19 protein-coding genes are annotated in these 18,917 nt (G+C 63.2%); 5 read left to right on the top strand and 14 right to left on the bottom strand.

Features of this window, described 5'->3' with window-relative positions; all coding sequences use genetic code 11:
* Positions 1-218: 218 nt before the first annotated feature.
* Positions 219-1,856 carry a malate dehydrogenase (quinone) gene (gene mqo, locus APH33_RS01005; protein WP_054883371.1) on the top strand — a complete coding sequence of 546 codons (1,638 nt, stop codon included), beginning with the start codon at positions 219-221 and terminating at the stop codon, positions 1,854-1,856.
* 52 nt (positions 1,857-1,908) lie between these two features.
* Here mqo and APH33_RS01000 read toward each other — a convergent pair whose 3' ends face one another.
* The 5 genes from APH33_RS01000 to APH33_RS00980 are packed head-to-tail and all read right to left on the bottom strand — an operon-like array spanning position 1,909 to position 4,588.
* A complete protein-coding gene (locus tag APH33_RS01000; RefSeq protein ID WP_054883370.1) occupies positions 1,909-2,352 on the bottom strand; it encodes a hypothetical protein in 444 nt (147 codons plus the stop codon).
* Between the two features lie 26 nt (positions 2,353-2,378).
* On the bottom strand, positions 2,379-2,699 hold the full coding sequence (locus tag APH33_RS00995; RefSeq protein ID WP_027918627.1) for an AzlD domain-containing protein: 321 nt from the start codon (positions 2,697-2,699) through the stop codon (positions 2,379-2,381).
* Positions 2,678-3,379 (bottom strand): AzlC family ABC transporter permease, encoded by a 702-nt coding sequence (locus APH33_RS00990; protein ID WP_054883369.1) that lies wholly within the window; start codon positions 3,377-3,379, stop codon positions 2,678-2,680. The genes APH33_RS00995 and APH33_RS00990 overlap by 22 nt, the downstream gene beginning before the upstream one ends.
* Positions 3,376-3,858, bottom strand: coding sequence for an N-acetyltransferase (locus tag APH33_RS00985; RefSeq protein ID WP_054883368.1), 483 nt, complete (start codon positions 3,856-3,858; stop codon positions 3,376-3,378). Before APH33_RS00985 ends, APH33_RS00990 begins: the two co-directional genes overlap by 4 nt.
* Positions 3,842-4,588 (bottom strand): 2OG-Fe dioxygenase family protein, encoded by a 747-nt coding sequence (locus tag APH33_RS00980; protein ID WP_054883367.1) that lies wholly within the window; start codon positions 4,586-4,588, stop codon positions 3,842-3,844. The genes APH33_RS00985 and APH33_RS00980 overlap by 17 nt, the downstream gene beginning before the upstream one ends.
* 204 nt (positions 4,589-4,792) lie before the next feature.
* On the opposite strand from APH33_RS00980, the gene APH33_RS00975 reads away from it, so the two are divergent.
* On the top strand, positions 4,793-5,662 hold the full coding sequence (locus APH33_RS00975) for a LysR family transcriptional regulator (RefSeq protein WP_054883366.1): 870 nt from the start codon (positions 4,793-4,795) through the stop codon (positions 5,660-5,662).
* A 33-nt stretch (positions 5,663-5,695) separates the two neighbouring features.
* On the opposite strand, the gene APH33_RS00970 is transcribed toward APH33_RS00975, so the two are convergent.
* Complete coding sequence (locus APH33_RS00970; RefSeq protein ID WP_054883365.1) at positions 5,696-6,031, bottom strand: helix-turn-helix transcriptional regulator; 336 nt, start codon at positions 6,029-6,031, stop codon at positions 5,696-5,698.
* 49 nt (positions 6,032-6,080) lie between these two features.
* Here APH33_RS00970 and xenA point away from each other — a divergent pair, with 49 nt between their 5' ends.
* Positions 6,081-7,172 carry a xenobiotic reductase XenA gene (gene xenA / locus APH33_RS00965; RefSeq protein WP_054883364.1) on the top strand — a complete coding sequence of 364 codons (1,092 nt, stop codon included), beginning with the start codon at positions 6,081-6,083 and terminating at the stop codon, positions 7,170-7,172.
* 233 nt (positions 7,173-7,405) lie between these two features.
* Here the strand turns inward: xenA and APH33_RS00960 are convergent, their stop codons facing one another.
* From APH33_RS00960 to APH33_RS00940, 5 genes are all read right to left on the bottom strand, one after another.
* Positions 7,406-8,653 carry an FAD-binding oxidoreductase gene (locus APH33_RS00960; RefSeq protein WP_054883363.1) on the bottom strand — a complete coding sequence of 416 codons (1,248 nt, stop codon included), beginning with the start codon at positions 8,651-8,653 and terminating at the stop codon, positions 7,406-7,408.
* Positions 8,654-8,655: 2 nt separating this feature from the next.
* Positions 8,656-10,233: an aldehyde dehydrogenase (NADP(+)) gene (locus APH33_RS00955; RefSeq protein WP_054883362.1), complete on the bottom strand. Its 1,578-nt coding sequence runs from the start codon at positions 10,231-10,233 to the stop codon at positions 8,656-8,658.
* Positions 10,234-10,380: 147 nt separating this feature from the next.
* The gene (locus APH33_RS00950) at positions 10,381-11,328 is read right to left on the bottom strand and encodes a dihydrodipicolinate synthase family protein (RefSeq protein WP_054883361.1); all 948 of its coding nucleotides are present in this window, start codon (positions 11,326-11,328) and stop codon (positions 10,381-10,383) included.
* A 43-nt stretch (positions 11,329-11,371) separates the two neighbouring features.
* A complete protein-coding gene (locus APH33_RS00945; protein ID WP_054883360.1) occupies positions 11,372-12,298 on the bottom strand; it encodes a 4-hydroxyproline epimerase in 927 nt (308 codons plus the stop codon).
* Between the two features lie 23 nt (positions 12,299-12,321).
* Complete coding sequence (locus APH33_RS00940; protein WP_054883359.1) at positions 12,322-13,932, bottom strand: APC family permease; 1,611 nt, start codon at positions 13,930-13,932, stop codon at positions 12,322-12,324.
* A gap of 434 nt (positions 13,933-14,366) precedes the next feature.
* Here APH33_RS00940 and APH33_RS00935 point away from each other — a divergent pair, with 434 nt between their 5' ends.
* A complete protein-coding gene (locus tag APH33_RS00935) occupies positions 14,367-15,149 on the top strand; it encodes an AraC family transcriptional regulator (protein ID WP_054883358.1) in 783 nt (260 codons plus the stop codon).
* Here the strand turns inward: APH33_RS00935 and APH33_RS00930 are convergent.
* Positions 15,137-16,024 carry a LysR family transcriptional regulator gene (locus APH33_RS00930; protein WP_054883357.1) on the bottom strand — a complete coding sequence of 296 codons (888 nt, stop codon included), beginning with the start codon at positions 16,022-16,024 and terminating at the stop codon, positions 15,137-15,139. The genes APH33_RS00935 and APH33_RS00930 overlap by 13 nt on opposite strands.
* Before the next feature lie 140 nt (positions 16,025-16,164).
* Here APH33_RS00930 and moaB point away from each other — a divergent pair, with 140 nt between their 5' ends.
* Positions 16,165-16,704, top strand: coding sequence for a molybdenum cofactor biosynthesis protein B (gene moaB, locus APH33_RS00925; protein WP_054883356.1), 540 nt, complete (start codon positions 16,165-16,167; stop codon positions 16,702-16,704).
* Between the two features lie 84 nt (positions 16,705-16,788).
* Here moaB and APH33_RS00920 read toward each other — a convergent pair whose 3' ends face one another.
* Entirely contained in the window at positions 16,789-17,688 is a 900-nt protein-coding gene (locus APH33_RS00920) for a bestrophin family protein (protein WP_054883355.1), read from the bottom strand.
* 20 nt (positions 17,689-17,708) lie between these two features.
* Positions 17,709-18,713, bottom strand: coding sequence for a GTP 3',8-cyclase MoaA (moaA, locus tag APH33_RS00915; RefSeq protein ID WP_054883354.1), 1,005 nt, complete (start codon positions 18,711-18,713; stop codon positions 17,709-17,711).
* Positions 18,714-18,917 lie beyond the last annotated feature (204 nt).

The raw sequence follows: 18,917 nt of genomic DNA, 5'->3' as shown, positions 1-18,917 counted from the left end.
CGTCGCGTTGACCCCCCAGCGGCAATTTGTTTGTGCTGGCATTTCGGTTACAATCGGCGAAACGATTCAGCCTGGTCGGTCAATTCGACAAAAGCCTGAGTCGTTTTCTGGTTCTCTGGCTGCTGAACAATCATTAACAACAAGCCTGCGCTGAAGAACAAGGAACACTCTGGGCCAGCCACAGGTCCACCCTCCGTTCTACTGACTGGAATTGATCAATGTTCAAGAAAGCTGGCAAGACCTTGCTGGGTCTGGCTGTCGCTGCGAGCTTCATGCAAGCGCACGCCGCAGAAACCAAGAAAGTCGATGTGCTGCTGGTCGGCGGCGGCATCATGAGCTCCACCCTGGCCGTGTGGCTGCACGAGCTGGAGCCGAGCTGGTCGATGGAAATGGTCGAGCGCCTGGACGGCGTCGCCGAGGAAAGCTCCAACGGCTGGAACAACGCCGGTACCGGCCACTCCGCGCTGGCCGAGCTGAACTACACCCCGGAAGACAAAGACGGCAACGTCAACATCGCCAAGGCCATCGAAATCAACGAAGCCTTCCAGATCTCCCGCCAGTTCTGGTCGTGGCAGGTTCGCCAGGGCGTGCTGAAGAACCCGCATTCGTTCATCAACACCACCCCGCACATGAGCTTCGTCTGGGGTGATGACAACATCAAGTTCCTCAAGAAGCGTTACGACGCGCTGCAGGCCAGCCCGCTGTTCCGCCCGATGCAGTACTCCGAGGACCACGCGCAGATCGCCAAGTGGGTCCCGCTGATGATGGAAGGCCGTGACCCGAACCAGAAGCTGGCTGTCACCTGGACGCCAATCGGCACCGACGTCAACTTCGGCGAAATCACCCGCCAGTTCGTTGGCCACCTGCAGACCCAGAAAGGCTTCGACCTGAAGCTGTCCAGCGAAGTGCAGGACATCACCCGCAACGAAGACGGCTCCTGGCACGTCGAGTACAAGAACCTCAAGGACGGTACCGAATCGGCCACCGACGCCAAGTTCCTGTTCATCGGTGCTGGCGGCGGCGCACTGAAGCTGCTGCAGAAGTCCGGTATTCCAGAAGCCAAGGAGTACGCAGGCTTCCCGGTGGGCGGTTCGTTCCTGGTGACCGAGAACCCGACCGTGGCCATGCAGCACATGGCCAAGGCCTACGGCATTGCCTCGACCGGCGCGCCACCCATGTCGGTACCGCACCTGGACACCCGCGTGCTGGATGGCAAGCGCGTGATCCTGTTTGGCCCATTCGCCACCTTCTCGACCAAGTTCCTGAAGAACGGCTCGTACCTGGACCTGCTGAGCAGCACCACCACCCACAACGTGTGGCCGATGACCAAGGTCGGTATCGACCAGTACCCGTTGGTCGAGTACCTCGCTGGCCAGCTGATGCTGTCGGATGACGACCGCTTCGAAGCGCTGCGCACCTACTTCCCGAACGCCAAGAAGGAAGACTGGAAACTGTGGCAGGCCGGTCAGCGCGTGCAGATCATCAAGCGTGACGAAGAGAAGGGCGGCGTGCTGAAGCTGGGTACCGAAGTGGTGGCTTCCCAGGACCGCACCATTGCCGGCCTGCTGGGCGCCTCGCCAGGTGCTTCGACTGCTGCGCCAATCATGCTCAACGTGCTGGAAACCGTGTTCAAGGAAAAAGTCGCTACCCCTGAGTGGCAGGCCAAGATCAAGCAGATCGTACCGAGCTACGGTACCAAGCTGAACGATTCGGCAGCGGCTACCCAGAAAGAGTGGAACTACACCGCTGAAGTGCTGCAACTGGAGAAACCGCCGGTGATCGACGAGAGCGTCGGCACCAGCGTTGCGCCGAGCCAACCGGTTGAAAGCAAGCCAGCAAACGACATGGCGCTCTGATCGGGCGGCGATGTGGGTTCGCGAAAGCCACGGGTGACCCCCGTGGCTTTTTTTATGGGCGTTTCGGCAGGTCGCTGTCGACGACGAGGTCCTGCAGCACCTCCGCCAGGTTGAGGTCGATGGCCAATGCCAGGAAACTCACATCACCCTCGGCACTGACGGGAAAGACCTTCGCCTCGGTGGCAGCCCTGAGTACCACCTGATCGCCGTGCATGACGTGTATTTGCGAGCCGTCGGCCAGCTCCAGATTCAAGCTTCCCGAGGTGGCGAAAAGCAGCAGGTCGGTGCATGGGCTCAAGTGCGCGGCCGCATGCAGATGGCGATATTCCGCAATCCAGCCATCGCGCAGGAACGTCTTGCCCAAGGCGTAGGTCAGCGAGCATTCCAGCGACAGGTCAGCCATTTCCTCAATCACCTGGTCACGAGGAACCTTGGGCATCAGGCGGGAAAATTCACTCAGGTTGGTCAGCGTGACTTTCCGGCGTGCAAGGCTCATAACTGCTTCCTTTTCACAACCGCACCTCATGCCAGGAGCGTGATTGCCACATGCCCGGCGACACCGGCACACACACTGTAGATCAGGCTGCGTGACCAGTAGGCGACGATGACCACCGGGATCGCTGCCAGCAGGTCGGCATTCAGGCCCAGCAATGAGCCATCCTTGGCCACCAGCAGGGCGGGTACGGTGATGCTGGCGATGATTGCCACCGGCAAGTATTCAATGACGTCATTGAACAGCTTGGGAGATTTCTCCATCTTCAGCAGAAAGGGTGTCGCACGGGTGAGATAGGTGATGGCAGCCATCAGCATCACCGCTGCGATCAGGTAGTTCTTTTCAGGCATAACCCTGCTCCACAGCCTAAGGCGGTTGCGATGAATACGTTCAAGGGCGACGGTGCGTACATGTTCAACAGGCAGGTGGTGACGATCACCACCAGGGCGATGAGCGCTTTGGTGAGGTTGCTGCACAGCGATATCAGCACGAAGATCATCATTGCCGTCAGGGCATAGTCCAGCTTGAACTGGGAGAACCGGTTCAATGCATCCGAGGCCACCGCGCCAAACACCGCGCCGGCGATCCAGCTGGCATGGCAGTAGGTATTGAACTGCAACAGATAGCCCGCCGAGGTCGGCCTGCCGTTTTCCAGGCGTTGGCTATGAAAGGCAAAGGACTCATCGGTCAGGCCGAAAGCGTACAGCAGCTTCTGTGGCTTGCTGATCGGCAGTTGTGCGCTGCGTTTGGACATGTACATCGCCATCAGCATGTGCCGCGAATTGATCAGCAAGGTCGACAAGGCAATGGTGATCAGCGGCGCGCTGGTGGTCATCAGGGCCAGTGCGGCGAACTGCGCCGCCCCGGCATAGACGAACAGGCACATGGCGGCCGGCAGCCACAAGGGCAGGCCGGCATTGATGCACATGACACCAAACACGAAGCTGACGACGAAATAGCCGGTAATGATCGGCAGGGCGTCGACCAGGCTTTCCTTGCGCGTGGCGGATAGCAGCACCGACGAGGTCACAGGTCGACCTCGCAGGTGATTTCACCACATGTCTGCAGAAAGCCTTGTTTCTGCCAGAAGCTCAGTGCCTGGGTGTTGTCATTCTCAACGAACAGGAACACCCGGCGAATGCCGTGCTGGCGGAAATCACTGAGAATCGAGTTGGCCAATGAAGTGCCGATCCTGCTCTGGCGATAGTCCGGCTCCACGGCCATGTGATTGATGGTGCCTCGTGTGCCCATCAGTCCGCCCGCGACCGCGCCGACGATGGCCCCGGTCTGGTTCTCGGCCACGTAGCAATAGGTGTGCTCGGTGCCGAGCAAACCTTTGAGCAGCCCTTCGTCCTGCCAGTCGCAGAATGAGGTCTCTTCGAAGCGGCGGAAGAAGTCGACGATCTTGCGCGCATGGAAGGGCGTGGCTTTCTTGATGCTCAGGCCATTGATGTGTTCGGCCGGGAACAGTTTTGGCGCCGTGCCGATGCAACTAGTCGATAATGTCATGCTCGCTACCCGGTCGAGAGAAGGAAATGGCAATGATCTGCCGGTAGCCCATTTCGGAATGGCTCGGGTTGATGGCCGGCGTTACATAGTGCTGAAGTTCGCGGTCGAGGAAGTAAGTAGTGTCGAGAATATTCAGGTAGGTGCCGGAATCGATAACATTGGACTGTTTATCGTAAATCTTGCTGGTAGCACCTTCGACATTATGACGGCCCCAGAAGTGCACGCCGCTGAACGGGTAACCGTCACAGTGAATACCTTCAGGTGTGATTTCGATCTGCGCCCCGGGTTTGATCTCGATACGGATCTGATGCACCTGGCACTGCCAGTTGACGGTATGCAGGTCTTCCGGCAATACGGCCTTGTACACGTCGAAATCCAGCCGAATCAGCGCCCGCAGGATCGGTGAGTTGAATACATCGGCGCCGATGTCATCGAAATGACGCGCCATGCCGCCGACGTAGGCGTTGTGGGCCTCGGATTGTTCGTAGGCGCGGTGGCTGAGTTGGTTCAGTTCGCCGGTGACCGGGTTGAAGTCGAAATCACTGTAACGGCGGTAGCGCGTGCCCTTGTCGGCCTGACCGTAATAACGGTCGACGCCCATGGTTTCCCAACTTTTGGAAAACTCGACGAACTCCTTGAAGCCGCCGGTCAAGGCATAATCGCTGCCCATGACATTGACCGTCTTGTTTTGTCGCAGGGCAGTTTCGATGTTTCTGTTCAGTGTCAGCATGGCCATCTCTTCTTATTCAAAAGCTGGCAAAAATCTAACAGTTGGCTTGCGCGGAGAAACTTCACTTTTTTTTCAGGTGCCTCAACCGTTGCTTGCTACCCGGGCCGCGTGCACCATAAGCGGGCAGACAGTGCAAGGCCTTGTGCGTTATCCTGTTGGCCTTTTGTTGCCGGACTGCGTCAGCAAATCGGGGAGGGAGATTGAATGGACATCAAGGTGCTAAAGAACATCGTGAACGTGGCTCGAACGGGGTCGATCACCGATGCGGCCGAACAGGTTCACGTTACGGTCCAGGCCTTGGCCGCTCAGTTGAAAAAGCTCGAGGATCATTGCGGCTTCAAGTTGTTCGACCGCACCAACAAAGGGGTATCGCTGACCCAGGAGGGCGTGGGCATCCTGCCGCACGTTCTGGAAATCGTCCGTTCTTCGGAGCGCATGCAACTGAAGATCAATCAGTTGCGCCAGAGCCGCAATCAGCGGCTGCCTCTGCGCGTTGCCTTGAACAGCACGTTGTCCATGGAAATCAACCAACAGATCATGGGCGGGGTGGTCAGCAAGCTTGCAGGCTACAACCCGATCTTCAGTTGCTCGGAATCGCCCGACAACCTGACAAAGCTGGCCAAGGACGAAGCCGACATGGTGGTGGTGCTGGGCGACAGCGTGCCTGAGAACTACCATTCGCTGCCGCTCAAGGGGTTGCGTATCGAAGTCGTCGCCTCGTCATCCAGTAACGACCGTGCACCTGCCTGCGCGGTGATCAAGCCGTTGCCCGAGTGCCCTTATTCCTCGATCTTTTCCCGCTTCGCCGAGCGCCGGCCCGGCATGCTGGACGCCGCCACCGTGTTCCATTCCGGCAGCGAGATCGTCAGTGTTTCCATGATCAAGAGCTTTGGCGGCGTCGGCGTGCTGTCGCGTGCCGTTGCCGAAGCCAATGACCTGTTCATCTGGCCTGGCTTCTCTGATTTTCTCGATGTGTACCTGGTCATGAAAGAGCCGTGGATCATCGAAGAAGAGTTTCCGCTGTTCTGTGCGGCGCCCACCCCCATACGCAGCTTTGACGCCATCAGCGCCTGACCTTGCCGGCGTGCCGGGGCGGCACGGTAGCGATCAGACCTGCCGCAGAATGCAGTCCAGCAAGCCGGGAAAGCGCTCGGCCAGCATCTCGCTGCGCAGCGAATTCATGTGGGTGGTGCCGACGTTGCGGGTATGCACCAACCCCGCATCACGCAACACGCGAAAATGGTGCGACATGCTCGACTTCGGCCGCCCGCCATCGAGTTCGCCACAGCTGGCCTCGGCCACGCCGGCCAGATGGCGGACGATGCCCAGGCGCACCGGGTCGCTCAGTGCATAGAGCACACGCTCGAGAGTCAGGTCTTCAGAATTGGGGTGTTGGTAGGCTCGCATGGCCGACATGATAACGGGGGTTTCATTAATTGCCATAGTTCGATTATGATCGAACTATCGTATTCAGACGACCCGGAGTTTGCCCATGTCTGCCCTGTTCCAACCCTACACCCTGAAAGATGTCACTTTGCGCAACCGCATCGCCATCCCGCCGATGTGCCAGTACATGGCTGAGGACGGCATGATCAACGACTGGCACCACGTGCACCTGGCCGGCCTCGCCCGTGGCGGTGCAGGCCTGCTGGTAGTGGAGGCCACCGCCGTGGCACCGGAAGGGCGCATCACCCCCGGTTGCGCCGGGATCTGGAGCGACGCCCACGCCCAGGCGTTCGTGCCGGTGGTACAGGCGATCAAGGCGGCAGGCTCGGTGCCGGGTATCCAGATTGCCCACGCCGGGCGCAAGGCCAGCGCCAACCGCCCGTGGGAAGGCGATGACCACATCGCTGCCGACGATGCCCGTGGCTGGGACACTATCGCCCCGTCGGCCATCGCCTTTGGTGCGCACCTGCCGAAAGTCCCGCGCGAAATGACCCTGGACGACATTGCCCGGGTCAAACAGGATTTCGTCGACGCTGCGCGCCGTGCCCGCGACGCTGGCTTCGAGTGGATCGAGCTGCACTTCGCCCACGGCTATCTGGGGCAGAGCTTCTTCTCCGAGCATTCCAACCAGCGTACCGATGCCTACGGTGGCAGCTTCGAAAACCGCAGTCGCTTTCTGTTGGAAACCCTGGCAGCGGTGCGTGAGGTATGGCCGGAGAACCTGCCACTGACCGCTCGCTTTGGTGTGCTGGAGTATGACGGCCGCGATGAGCAGACCCTGGAAGAGTCGATCGAACTGGCGCGCCGGTTCAAGGCTGGCGGGCTGGACCTGCTGAGCGTCAGCGTCGGCTTCACCATTCCCGATACCAACATTCCGTGGGGCCCGGCATTCATGGGGCCGATTGCCGAACGTGTGCGTCGCGAGGCGGGCTTGCCAGTGACTTCGGCGTGGGGCTTTGGCACGCCGCAACTGGCTGAAGAGGCGGTGCAGGCCAAGCAGTTGGACCTGGTATCGGTAGGGCGTGCGCACCTGGCCGATCCGCACTGGGCGTACTTCGCGGCCAAGGAGTTGGGAGTGGACAAGGCCTCCTGGACCTTGCCGGCACCTTATGCACACTGGCTTGAGCGCTATCGCTGAGTCTTGAAGGGGGGCTGCTTTGCAGCCCATTCGCGGGTAAACCCGCTCCCACAAGTACAGCGTAAAGGCTGAAGGCAACGCTGTACCTGTGGGAGCGGGCGCGCCCGCGAAGAGGCCGGTCCAGGCTAGAACCGATCCAACCGGTAAGCCGCTGTCCCACAAGTACAGCGTGAAGGCTGAAGGCAACGCTGTACCTGTGGGAGCGGGCGCGCCCGCGAAGAGGCCGGTCCAGGCTAGAACCGATCCAACCGGTAAGCCGCTGTCTCCGGCCCGGCCGATTGCGCCGCCAACCGCCCCACCCATTCCGCCGTCACCGCCGCCTGGGTCAATCCCAGATGCTGATGCCCGAAGGCAAGCAGCACTCGCCCGTCACACACGCGGTCGATCACCGGCAACGAGTCCGGCAACGAGGGCCTGAAGCCCATCCACGGCGTCGCCCCTTCCGTGCTCAAGTCATGCTGAAACAACCCCTTGCTCAGCCGGTGCAACTGCCACGCCCGCTGCATGCTGGGCGGCGCATCGAGCCCGGCGAACTCCACTGTGCCAGCCAGGCGCAGCCCATCAGCCATGGGCGTCATGATGAACTTGCGCTCCAGCGACGTGACCGCGAACGGCAGCCGCTGCTGTTCTTGCGGCAGCATCAGGTGATAGCCGCGCTCGGTATCCAGCGGTACGCGTTTGCCGGTCAGCGCCACCGTCAATGGCGCTGAATGGGCGCCGCAGCTGAGCAGGACCTGGCGCGCCTTGAACGTCCCCCGGTCACTGGCCAGGTTGACCCCGCCGCTGTGCAGTTGACCTCCCGTAACCCGCGCCTGGACGAAGCGTACGCCGTTGGCCTTGGCGGCCTCGAACAGTGCGCAGACCACCCGGTATGGGTCGATGAAGTGCCCGGTACGCGGGAAGAACAGCCCGCCGAGCAGCGATGGGTTCAACTGCGGCGCGGCCTCGCGCAGGTGATCGGTTGACCACAGGTCCACCTGCACATCCTGCTGCTGCATGCGTGCGCGCAAGGCCTGCAGCGCGACACGTGACTCGGGCCGCTCGAACACCAGCAGCGAGCCGTCCTCCTTGAACAACTCGCTACGCCCGATCGAGCCCAGCAAACGCTGCCAGGCTCCCAGGCTACCTTCGTTCAGTGCGCGGATGCCGGCCACGCTGCGCTGGAACGGCGCCGGGCGCAGGTTCAGCAGCAGGCGGGTGAACCATGGCATGGCCTTGGGCAGGTACTTCCAGTCCAGGCGCAGCGGGCCCATCGGGTCGAGCAGCATGCGCGGCAGGCGCTTGAGGATCGACAGGTCGGCGATCGGGAACACCTGCTCGGTGGCCAGATGCCCGGCGTTGCCGAAGGAGGCACCGTGGCCCGGCGCCTGATGATCGAGCAGCAGCACCCGACGGCCCTGGCGGGCCAGTTGCAGGGCGCAGGCGACGCCGACAATGCCGGCACCCACCACGGCGATATCGTTTTCGGCGGTATCGACCATGCTCAACCTTCCCGTTTGCCGTCGAGCAAACGTCGCAATTGCAGCGGGTTGCCGTGCTTGAGCGCCTGCGGCAGCAGGGCATCGGGGAAGTCCTGGTAGCACACCGGGCGCAGGAAACGCAGGATCGCTGCGGTGCCGACCGAGGTGGTACGGGCATCTGAGGTGGCAGGGAACGGCCCGCCGTGAACCATCGCGTCGCACACCTCGACACCGGTCGGCCAGCCGTTGACCAGGATGCGCCCGGCCTTGCGCTCCAGGGTCGGCAGCAGGGCGCGGGCACTGTCGAGGTCGGCATCGTCCAGATGCAGCGTGGCGGTCAGCTGGCCTTCAAGCTGTTCGGCCACCTGGCGCACCTGCGCGTCGCTGGTGCAGGCCACTACCAGCGAAGCGGCGCCGAACACTTCGGCCTGCAATGCCGGGTCGCCGAGAAACGCTTCGGCCTGGGTCACGAACAGCTGCGCCTGGCACTGGTTCGGCCCTTGTTGCGTCAGGCCGCTGGCGGCAAGCGTAGCGTTGACGTTGCTGGCCAGGGTGTCGACGCCCGCAGCGTATGCGCTGGCAATGCCTGGGGTGAGCATGGTCTGCGCGGCGGCCTGGCGAACCTGCGCGCTGGCCGCCTCGATGAAGCGCTGCAGCGCCGCCCCCTGGCGGGCGATCACCAGCCCAGGGTTGGTGCAGAACTGCCCGGCGCCTTGGGTCAGCGAGGCAACGAAGCCTTGCGCCAGTGCTTCGCCACGGGCTTGCAACGCGGCATCGAAAAGAAATACCGGGTTGATCGAACTCATCTCGGCGTACACCGGAATCGGCTCGGGGCGAGCTTGGGCTGCCTTGCACAGGGCTGTGCCGCCGCTGCGCGACCCGGTGAAGCCGACCGCCTTGATGTGCGGGTCGCTGACCAGGGCGATACCGACTTCATGACCGGCGCCATACAGCAACGAGAACACTCCTTCAGGCAGGCCGCATTGCTTGACGGCACGGGCCACGGCCCGGCCGACCAGTTCGCTGGTGCCGGGGTGCGCGGCGTGGGCCTTGACCACCACCGGGCAGCCGGCGGCCAGGGCCGATGCGGTGTCGCCACCCGCTACCGAGAAGGCCAAGGGGAAGTTGCTGGCGCCAAACACCGCCACCGGGCCCAGCGCCACCTGGCGTTGGCGCAGGTCGGCGCGTGGCAGTGGTTGGCGTTCGGGCAGGGCGTTGTCGACCCGCACATCGAGCCATTCGCCGCTGCGGACCACCCGGGCGAAGGTGCGCAGTTGCGTGCAAGTGCGGCCACGCTCGCCCTGGATGCGCGCCTTGGGCAGGCCGCTTTCGGCCACGGCGCGATCGATCAGGGCATCGCCAATGGCTTCGATTTCACTGGCGATGGTTTCAAGAAAATGTGCGCGTTGTTCCAGCGAGGTTTCGCGGTAGACGTCGAACGCCGCCCAGGCCAGTGCGCAGGCCTGGGCCACGTGTTCGCCGCTTCCGCCGGCGTAGGCGGGTTCGAGGGCCTGGTTGGTGGCCGGGTCGATGGCGTGGATCGCGTCGCGGCTGCCGGGAACGGCGCGCTGGCCGATCAGCAAGTTGCCTGTCAGGGTCATGGGGCCTCCTTCGGAATCAGTTTCTGGATCGGGGGGCGCTTTGCGCCCCTTTCGCGACACAAGGCCGCTCCCACAAAAGACCTGTGTACGCCGGTCAATGTGGGAGCGGCCTTGTGTCGCGAAAGGGCTGCGCAGCAGCCCCAGGGATCAGGCCAGGTTCTGCTCGGCCGACCAGCTGGCGTACCACTTGCGGAACAGCGCGTACTGCTGCTCGGCATAGTTGCGCTGGGCATCGGTGAGCACGTCGGTTTCGTTGAAGTGCAGGCTGTACTCGGTGTCGCCGTTGAGCACCATCAGGTGCTTGTAGTACAGCACCAGGTCGCAGCCTTCATCGAACGACGACAGCACTGCCAGCGCCGCTTCCAGTTCACGCGCCAGGCGGCGGGCCTTGGCGTCGCCTTTGGCGGCCTGCTTGCTCAGGCTCACCAGCTGCAGCACTTCACGCGGCAGGGCGTTGCCGATGCCGGTAATGGCACCGGTGGCGGCGCAGTTGACGAAGCCATGCACGACCTGGGTATCGACACCGACCATCAGGGTCACATCGTCATCCTTCGAGGTGATGTGCTCGGCGGCGTAGCGCAGGTCGGCGCCGCCGCCGAACTCCTTGAAACCAATCAGGTTGGGGAATTCGCGGCGCAGTTCGAAGAACAGGTCGGCGCGGGTGGCGAAGCCGTAGTAGGGGCTGTTGTAGATCACCGCCGGCAGCTTCGGCGCCGCAGCGAGAATGGCCGAGAAGTGGTGTTTCTGGGCGATCAGCGAAGCACCGCGGCTGAGCACGCGAGGGATCACCATCAGGCCGGCGGCACCGACCTTGGCCGCGTGGGCAGCGTGGGACACCGCCTCGCGCGTGTTGACCGCACCGGTGCCGACAATGGTCGGAATACCGGCGGCCACCAGGCGGGCCACGCCTTCCTGGCGCTCGGCTTCGGTCAGCAGTGGCCAGTCACCCATCGAGCCGCAATACACCACGGCGCTCATGCCAGCCTCGATCAGCTCCCGGCCCTTGCGCACCAGGGCGTCGAAGTCCGGCTTGCGCTCGGCGGTGCACGGGGTCATCAGGGCAGGCATGGTGCCGGTGAAGATGTTGTCAGTCATTGTTGTCACTCCTGGCGATATTCGGTTGTTTAGAAAAGCCGGGTCAGATGCCCCAGGCGAATGGATCCTGTTCGTCGATCAGCAGGGTGCTGTCGGCGGTCATGTAGGCGCGGCCGGTGATGAACGGGCGAATGCGTTCGCCGTCGCGCTCGAAGCGGCCGTGGAACTGGCTACCGGTGATGCTGGCCTGGACCCAGGTCTGGCCTTCTTCGAGCTTGCCGTCGGCGGCCAGGCACGCCAGCTTGGCGCTGGTGCCGGTGCCGCAGGGGGAGCGGTCGTAGGCCTTGCCGGGGCACATGACGAAGTTGCGGCTGTCGGCATTGGCGTCGTCGGCGAACAGCTCGACATGGTCGATCAGCGCGCCGTTTTCGCCGGTGATGCCTTGGGCCTCGAGGGCCTTGAGCATGGCCCAGGTGTACTCCGTGAGGGCCTCGCGGTTGTCCAGTTCAATGCGCTGGCCGTGCTCGGACACCAGGAAGAACCAGTTGCCGCCCCAGGCGATATCGCCGCGCACTACGCCATGCCCAGGTACATCCACCGCCACCTGCTGGCGGTAGCGATAGGACGGCACATTGCCGACGGTGACGGCGCCATCGGCGTGCAGGGTGGCGCTGACCTGGCCGACCGGGGTGTCGATCTTGTGCTCGCCGGGTTCGACCAGGCCCAGGTGCTGCAGCGAGGCGACCAGGCCGATGGTGCCGTGGCCACACATGTTCAGGTATCCGGCGTTGTTGAAGAAAATCACCCCGCAGGTGGCATCAGCCGACACCGGTGGGCAGTACAGCGCGCCGACCAGCACATCGTTGCCGCGTGGCTCAAGCAGGCAGGCACGGCGCCATTGATCGTGCAGCTCGCGCAGTTCGTCGCGCTGCTCGGCCATGCTGCGCCCCTGCAACTGCGGGAAGCCTTTCATCACCAGGCGGGTCGGTTCGCCGCCGGTATGCGAGTCGATGACGTGAATCTGTTTCATGGGCTTGTCCATTGCTATGAGGATCAGGAGGCGACGGCGGGCTGGGCGCTGTAGGTTTCAGTGGAGGCTTCGCTTTCGTCTTCGCCTTCCAGGCGTACCAGGTGAGCCGGTACGCCAGTGGCCGCGCCCCAGTAGTAGATGCCTAGGGCGCAGGCGGCCACGGCCACGGTGTCGACTGGGTGGCCGAGCACGCCCAGGCCGCCGAAGCTGCCCAGCCAGGACAGCAGGATGGTCATGGCGTAGAAGCCGATCAGCCAGGCCGAAGAACGCACTTGCTGGGCCAGCGACAGGTGCTGGGTCGGCACGAAGCGGCTGCACAGCAGGTACAGCACGAACATCACGATCTGCAAGGCCAGCAACCAGGACACGGTGTTCCAGCCCGACCAGTAGACGATCAGCGCGGCGATGATGAACGACAGCGGGCCCAGCACGCCCATGCCTTTGACCCGGAACGGGCGCGGCATGTCCGGCGCATTGCGGCGCAAGGCGGCAACGGTGACCGGGGCTACGGCGTAGCTCAGTACCAGCGCGGCAGACACCACGTTGATCAGCGCTTCCCAGGAGGGGAACGGCAGGGTCCAGAACACCGACAGGCCGAAGGTCAGCCACAGCGCCGGGCGCGGGATACCGGACTGGGCATCGATGCGGGTGAAGTACTTGAAGAAGGTGCCGGTCTGCGCCCAGCCATAGACCACGCGCGGGGTGGCGTTCATGTAGATGTTGCCGCAGCCGCTGGGCGAGATCACCGCGTCGGCCACCACCAGGTAGGCCAGCCAGCCCACACCCAGGGCCAAGGCGATGTCACGGTAGGGCAGGGCCAGTTCTTTGGTCACGCCGGCCCAGCCGTTGGCCAGCATCTCGGTCGGCACGCTGCCGAGGAAGGCCAGTTGCAGCAGGGCGTAGATCGCGGTGGACAGCAGCACCGAGAGGATCAGCGCGATGGGAATGGTGCGTTGGGGGTTCTTCACTTCGCTGGCCACCGAGATGATCGGCGTCAGCCCCAGGTAAGCGAAGATGATGCCACCCGCCGATACCGCCATTTCCACGCCGGACAGGCCGAACGGGGCGAAGCCCTGGACCTCGAAGTTCTCCGGCTTGAAGAAGGTGAACAGCACGCCGATCACCAGCAGCGGCACGATGAACTTGAACACGCTGACCAGGTTGTTGGCCTTGGCGAAGGTCTTCACGCTGCGGTAGTTGAGGAAGAAGAACAGCCCCAGCAAGGCGAACTGCACCAGCCAGCCGAGCACCGTGGGGTCGCTGGAACCGGCTTTGGTCAGCCCGGGGAACCAGGCTGCGGCGTATTGGCGCGAGGCGACCACTTCGATGGCGATCAGGCTGGAGAACGCGATCAAGGTGATGAAGCCCATCAGGTAGCCGAGCAGCGGGCCGTGCGAGTACACCGGGTAGCGCACCACGCCACCGGCACGCGGCAGGGCGGCGCCGAGTTCGCAGTAGACGATGCCCAGCAGCAGCACGGCGAAACCGCCGAGGAACCAGGAGAGGATACCGGCCGGGCCGGCGATGGCCGAAACATGGCTGGCGGCGAACAGCCAGCCGGAGCCGAAGATGGCACCGAGGCCGATGAAGGTGAGGTCGAGCAACGACAGCTGTTTCTTGAATTTGCCTGACATGGGTGCGCCTTTTTGTAGGTTTTGGATAGGCAGGTCTGATGTCACGTGATGCGGCTTTCCACGGCCGCGCTGTTGTAGGTCTTGGGCGGCTTGCGTGGGGCATAGAGTGGACCCGAACGGGGCAGGGGTTCTTGATGGTTTTCTGCAGGAGGGATGACGAAATCGGCACAGTTTCAAAAAAGCAGTGGCGGGGTGAAAGTGCCCAGATATAGGCTGAAAGCCATAATGGACAAGGTTTTGTGAAGTGCTCTCAGTTGCAAGCGCCGTCCCTGTAGGAGCGGCCTTGTGTCGCGAAAGGGCCGCATAGCGGCCCCGGCAATTTTGCATGAGGGCGCAGATCCCGGGGCTGCTGCGCAGCCCTTTCGCGACACAAGGCCGCCCCTACAAAAAAGCGTATGCAGACCTGAACGCTATAAGCTGCAGTGAGCCGACAGATGACCGATATCCCCCTGGCAACCCTGTACCAGTCCGTCGACCAGCACCGCCCGACCACCCTAGAAGCGCTGCTGGCGGGTGTCTCTTTGCTGCTACCGATCCTCGACGCCATCCCCAACGCCGCGATCTTCATCAAGGACCCGGCCGCGCGCTATGTGCTGGCCAATACCACCCTGGTCCAGCGCTGCGGTCTCAAGCGCCTGCAGCCGCTGCTGGGCAAGACCAGTGCCGAAGTGTTCCCGGCGCAACTGGGCCCCGGCTACACCGAGCAGGACCGCCGCGTGCTCAAGGATGGGCTGGTGCTGGAAGACCAGCTCGAACTGCACCTGTACGGCAGCCGAGAACCGGGCTGGTGCCTGACCCACAAGCGCCCGCTGCGCAACCCGGCCGGGGAGATCATCGGTTTGGTGGGCATCTCCGTCGACCTGCAGTCAGCCGCCGATACCCACCCCGCCTACCAGCGCCTGGCTGCCGTGGACGAGCACATCCGTCAACATTTCCACCAACCGATCAGCATGAGCGAGTTGACCCGCATCGCCGGGATTTCCGTGGCGCAGCTGGAGCGCTATTGCAAGCGGGTGTTCCACCTCACGCCGCGGCAGATGATCCACAAGGCACGCCTGGAGCACGCCCACCGGTTGCTGCATTCCGATTTGCCGATCACCGAAGTGGCGTTGCGCTGCGGGTATACCGACCACAGCGCGTTCAGCCGTCAGTTCAAGCAACTGACGGGCTTCACGCCGCGGCAGTATCGCCAGGCAACCGCGGATCAGCTAGGTTGAAACAGCAGCTTCGCTTCGGCGAAGCACTGCTCGGCAATCGCCGAACGCGGTTCGCTGCGGCGCAGCAGCAGGCCGACCGGGCTGTGGATGCTGGCGTCGGCGATGGGGATGATGCGCATGTGTTCGCTGAGGTCTTCCAGGCCGCAGCCCAGCGGCATGATCGCGCAGCACACGCCAGTGTTGATGGCCTGCACCAGTTGGAAGGTCGAGTCGCTTTCCAGCACGGCATTGGGTTCAAGGCCGCGGCTGCGCAGGCTCAGGTCCAGTGACTGGCGGTAGTGCATGCCCTTGCTCAGCAGGCCCAGGGGGGTGTCGCCGAGTTCCTCCCAACGCAGGCTGTCGGCGTCGAACTGGAAGTGCTGGGTGTCGAACAGCAGGCCCATGGTGGTGGTACCCAGTTCGATCACTTCGAAGAAGTTGGCGTTGACCTGGTCGAGGTAGCAGATCCCCAGGTCTAGCTGGTTGCGGCTCAGGCCGTCCATGATCTGCTCGGTGCTGTGCGAACTGAGCTGGAATTGCAGCTCGGGGTACTTCTCGCGCAGCGGCAGCAGCAGGTGCATGGGGTTGAAGCTGGCCAGCGGCACGGTGCCCAGGCGCAGGCTGCCGACCACCTGGCCGCGGCAGCTGGCGGCCTCGGCTTGCAGGCCGTCATGGGCGGCGAGCAGGGTGCGGGCCCAGGCCAGGATGCGCTCGCCGGCCTCGGTGAAGCCTTCGAAGCGCTGGCCGCGCTTGACCAGCACCAGGTCCAGTTCGTCCTCCAGGTTGCGCAGGCGCATCGACAGGGTCGGCTGGGTGATATGGCACAGCGCCGCAGCCTGGCCGAAGTGGCGGGTCTGGTCGAGGGCGATGAGGAACTTGAGCTGCTTGATGTCCATGGGAGTGCCTGGCGTCTGGTTGTGCAGACCTTAACCCACGTCTGCGATAGATGTCATTGATCGGCCGGTTCGCCATTTCGATTGGACGCTGTTCTGGCTTGCCTCTAGCGTGACGACAATGCCATTCGAGGAGCTTCACCGTGCGCGTCCAACCCGATGCGGTTTTCGTACCGCTGAATATCGCCGTGCTGACCGTCAGCGACACCCGTACCTATGACAACGACACCTCCGGCCAGCTGCTGGCCAGCCGCTCGGTGGAGGTCGGCCATCGCCTGGTGGCACGCGCGCTGCTCAAGGATGACCTGTACAAGATCCGCGCCCAGGTGGCGAGCTGGATCGCCGACGACGACGTGCAGGTGGTGCTGATCACTGGCGGCACTGGCTTTACCGGGCGTGACAGCACACCGGAGGCAGTACAGTGCCTGCTGGAGCGGACCGTCGATGGCTTTGGCGAACTGTTCCGCGCCTTGTCCATTCTCGATATCGGCAGCTCGACCGTACAGAGCAGGGCGCTGGCGGGGATTGCCAACGGCACCCTGGTGTGCTGCCTGCCCGGCTCGACTGGCGCTTGCCGAACTGCCTGGGAAGGCATCCTGGTGGAGCAACTGGATGCGCGGCACCGGCCCTGTAATTTTGTCAAGCATCTGAAACCTGTCGAAGCCTGCGAAAGCCGCGGTTAGCTGCACCGGCCTCTTCGCGGGCACGCCCGCTCCCACAGGGATCACGCCTTACCTGTGGGAGCGGGCGTGCCCGCGAAGAGGCCATCAGCTCAGTACATAGTCCACCGGCAGCAACACCGGCGGCAGCGGCTCGACCCCCAGAGCCCCCAACACATCCCGCTCCACGGTCCTGACCATGGCATCCATCGGCAGGTCGTTCTCATCGCGCCCGAACGGGTCCTCCAGCTCGTTGCCGATCGCATCCAGGCCAAAAAAGGTGTAGCCGACGATGGTGGTGAACAGCGGCGCCAGCCAGCCCAGCGGCTCGGCCAGGGCGAACGGCAGCAGCAGGCAGAAGATGTAGATGGTACGGTGCAGCAGCAAGGTGTAGGGGAATGGCAGCGGCGAGCCCTTGATCCGCTCACAACTGGCCTGCACCTCGGTCAGCCCGGCCAGGCGCTGCTCCAGCAGGGTGTAGCGCCATTCGCTGATCTGCCCTTGCGCTGCCAGCCGTGAACAGTGCATGCCGATGTCGCGCAGGATGCCATCGCACACGTTGTGCTCGGCCACCTGGGTAGCCTGGTTCAGCCAGGGGCGGGTGGCGTTCACTTCGCTTTCGTTGCGCAACCGAGCATTCAGCCCATGGGCAAAGCCGCACAGGCTGCGCAACAGCTCGGCGCGCAGGTGCTCATCGGCGATCACCACGCTCTCCCGTACGAACGAACGGGTTTCGATGATCAGCCTGCCCCAGGCCTTGCGCCCTTCCCACCAACGGTCATAGCAGGCGTTGTTGCGAAAACTCATGAAGATCGACAGCGACAGGCCAAGCAGGGTGAACGGCGTGGCGCTGACCGGGTAGAAAAACGCCGGGAAGTGCCGCTCGACCAGCACGATCAGCGCAGCCAGCAAGGTGACCATCAGGCAGCGCGGGGCAATGCGCTTGACGATCGAGCCTTTGAGGGTGAACAGCACGCGCAGCACATCGGGGCGGGGGTGGACGATCATGGCAATCCAGAGGCGGCCGATCAGCCGCCGGTCATGTTCATGAAGCGCAGGATCTGCACCTCGCCACCGACTTCGAAATGATGGCGGTAGGGCTTGAGGTGCAGCGAGTCGCGGATGGCCTTCTCCAGCCGCGCCGCATCGCCGGGGTGGGCGCGCAGGACCTGCTTGAGGTCCATCGAGTGTTCGTTGCCCAGGCACAGCAGCAGGCGGCCTTCGACGGTCAGGCGCACACGGTTGCAGGTGGCGCAGAAGTTGTGGCTGTGCGGTGAAATGAAACCGACCCGGGTATGGGCGGCTTCGGCGAGGCGCCAGTAGCGCGCCGGGCCCTGGGAGGACTCGGTGGATTCGATCAGGCTGAAGTGCTCGGCCAGGCGATCGCGCACTTCATCGCTGGAGCAGAACGACTCGCCGCGTTCGTGTTCGTTGATCACCCCCAGTGGCATTTCTTCGATGAAGGTGATGTCCAGCTCGCGGTCGATGGCAAAGCGCACCAGGTCGACCAGTTCGTGGTCGTTGCGGCCCTTGAGCACCACGCAGTTGAGCTTGGTGCGCTGGAAGCCGGCCTGGCGTGCGGCATCGATGCCAGCGATTACCTGATGAAGATCGCCGGTACGGGTCAGCTGCTTGAAGCGCGCGGCGTCGAGGCTGTCGAGGCTGATGTTCAGGCGGGTGAGCCCGGCGTCGAACAGCGGCTGGGCCAGGCGCCCGAGCTGCGAGCCGTTGCTGGTCATGCACAGTTCACGCAGGCCGGGCAGGGCGGCGATGCGCCCACACAGGTCGACGATGCCTTGGCGCACCAGCGGTTCGCCACCGGTCAGGCGGATTTTGCGGGTGCCGAGGGCGACGAAGCGCTCGGCCACCTGGAACAGTTCTTCAAGGCTGAGGATCTGCTGGCGTGGCAGGAACTGCATGTCTTCGGCCATGCAGTACACGCAACGGAAGTCGCAGCGGTCAGTGACCGACATCCGCAGGTAGTCGATTTTCCGGTTGAAGCCGTCGATCAGGGCCCGGCTGTTCTGTTCCACGTTGGCGCTCGAAAGGAAATGGGGGCTACAGGACTCAAGCTATAGCCTGTGGCCAGCCCCGTCAAATCGCTTTCCCTGACCATTTCATCAATGCCCTCTATCACGGCTGCAGGCCCGATTTTTAAAGGGTTGTAACTGCGTCTAGGCCTTCGCGGGCACGCCCGCTCCCACAGGGATTGCGCAGATTTCGAGTGCGGTGATGTA

Origin of the sequence: Pseudomonas sp. NBRC 111130, from assembly GCF_001320485.1 — a bacterium.
Taxonomy (GTDB): domain Bacteria; phylum Pseudomonadota; class Gammaproteobacteria; order Pseudomonadales; family Pseudomonadaceae; genus Aquipseudomonas; species Aquipseudomonas vlassakiae.
The sequence above is the reverse complement of the archived record's forward strand: the minus strand, read 5'-3'. Positions and strand labels throughout refer to the sequence as shown.

What these genes read in the sequence shown, in the direction of transcription:
- mqo (WP_054883371.1), top strand. Translation starts at nt 219, where the DNA reads ATGTTCAAGAAAGCTGGCAAGACCTTGCTGGGTCTGGCTGTCGCTGCG.
- APH33_RS01000 (WP_054883370.1), bottom strand. Translation starts at nt 2,352, where the DNA reads ATGAGCCTTGCACGCCGGAAAGTCACGCTGACCAACCTGAGTGAATTT.
- APH33_RS00995 (WP_027918627.1), bottom strand. Translation starts at nt 2,699, where the DNA reads ATGCCTGAAAAGAACTACCTGATCGCAGCGGTGATGCTGATGGCTGCC.
- APH33_RS00985 (WP_054883368.1), bottom strand. Translation starts at nt 3,858, where the DNA reads ATGACATTATCGACTAGTTGCATCGGCACGGCGCCAAAACTGTTCCCG.
- APH33_RS00980 (WP_054883367.1), bottom strand. Translation starts at nt 4,588, where the DNA reads ATGCTGACACTGAACAGAAACATCGAAACTGCCCTGCGACAAAACAAG.
- APH33_RS00975 (WP_054883366.1), top strand. Translation starts at nt 4,793, where the DNA reads ATGGACATCAAGGTGCTAAAGAACATCGTGAACGTGGCTCGAACGGGG.
- APH33_RS00970 (WP_054883365.1), bottom strand. Translation starts at nt 6,031, where the DNA reads ATGGCAATTAATGAAACCCCCGTTATCATGTCGGCCATGCGAGCCTAC.
- xenA (WP_054883364.1), top strand. Translation starts at nt 6,081, where the DNA reads ATGTCTGCCCTGTTCCAACCCTACACCCTGAAAGATGTCACTTTGCGC.
- APH33_RS00960 (WP_054883363.1), bottom strand. Translation starts at nt 8,653, where the DNA reads ATGGTCGATACCGCCGAAAACGATATCGCCGTGGTGGGTGCCGGCATT.
- APH33_RS00955 (WP_054883362.1), bottom strand. Translation starts at nt 10,233, where the DNA reads ATGACCCTGACAGGCAACTTGCTGATCGGCCAGCGCGCCGTTCCCGGC.
- APH33_RS00950 (WP_054883361.1), bottom strand. Translation starts at nt 11,328, where the DNA reads ATGACTGACAACATCTTCACCGGCACCATGCCTGCCCTGATGACCCCG.
- APH33_RS00945 (WP_054883360.1), bottom strand. Translation starts at nt 12,298, where the DNA reads ATGAAACAGATTCACGTCATCGACTCGCATACCGGCGGCGAACCGACC.
- APH33_RS00940 (WP_054883359.1), bottom strand. Translation starts at nt 13,932, where the DNA reads ATGTCAGGCAAATTCAAGAAACAGCTGTCGTTGCTCGACCTCACCTTC.
- APH33_RS00935 (WP_054883358.1), top strand. Translation starts at nt 14,367, where the DNA reads ATGACCGATATCCCCCTGGCAACCCTGTACCAGTCCGTCGACCAGCAC.
- APH33_RS00930 (WP_054883357.1), bottom strand. Translation starts at nt 16,024, where the DNA reads ATGGACATCAAGCAGCTCAAGTTCCTCATCGCCCTCGACCAGACCCGC.
- APH33_RS00920 (WP_054883355.1), bottom strand. Translation starts at nt 17,688, where the DNA reads ATGATCGTCCACCCCCGCCCCGATGTGCTGCGCGTGCTGTTCACCCTC.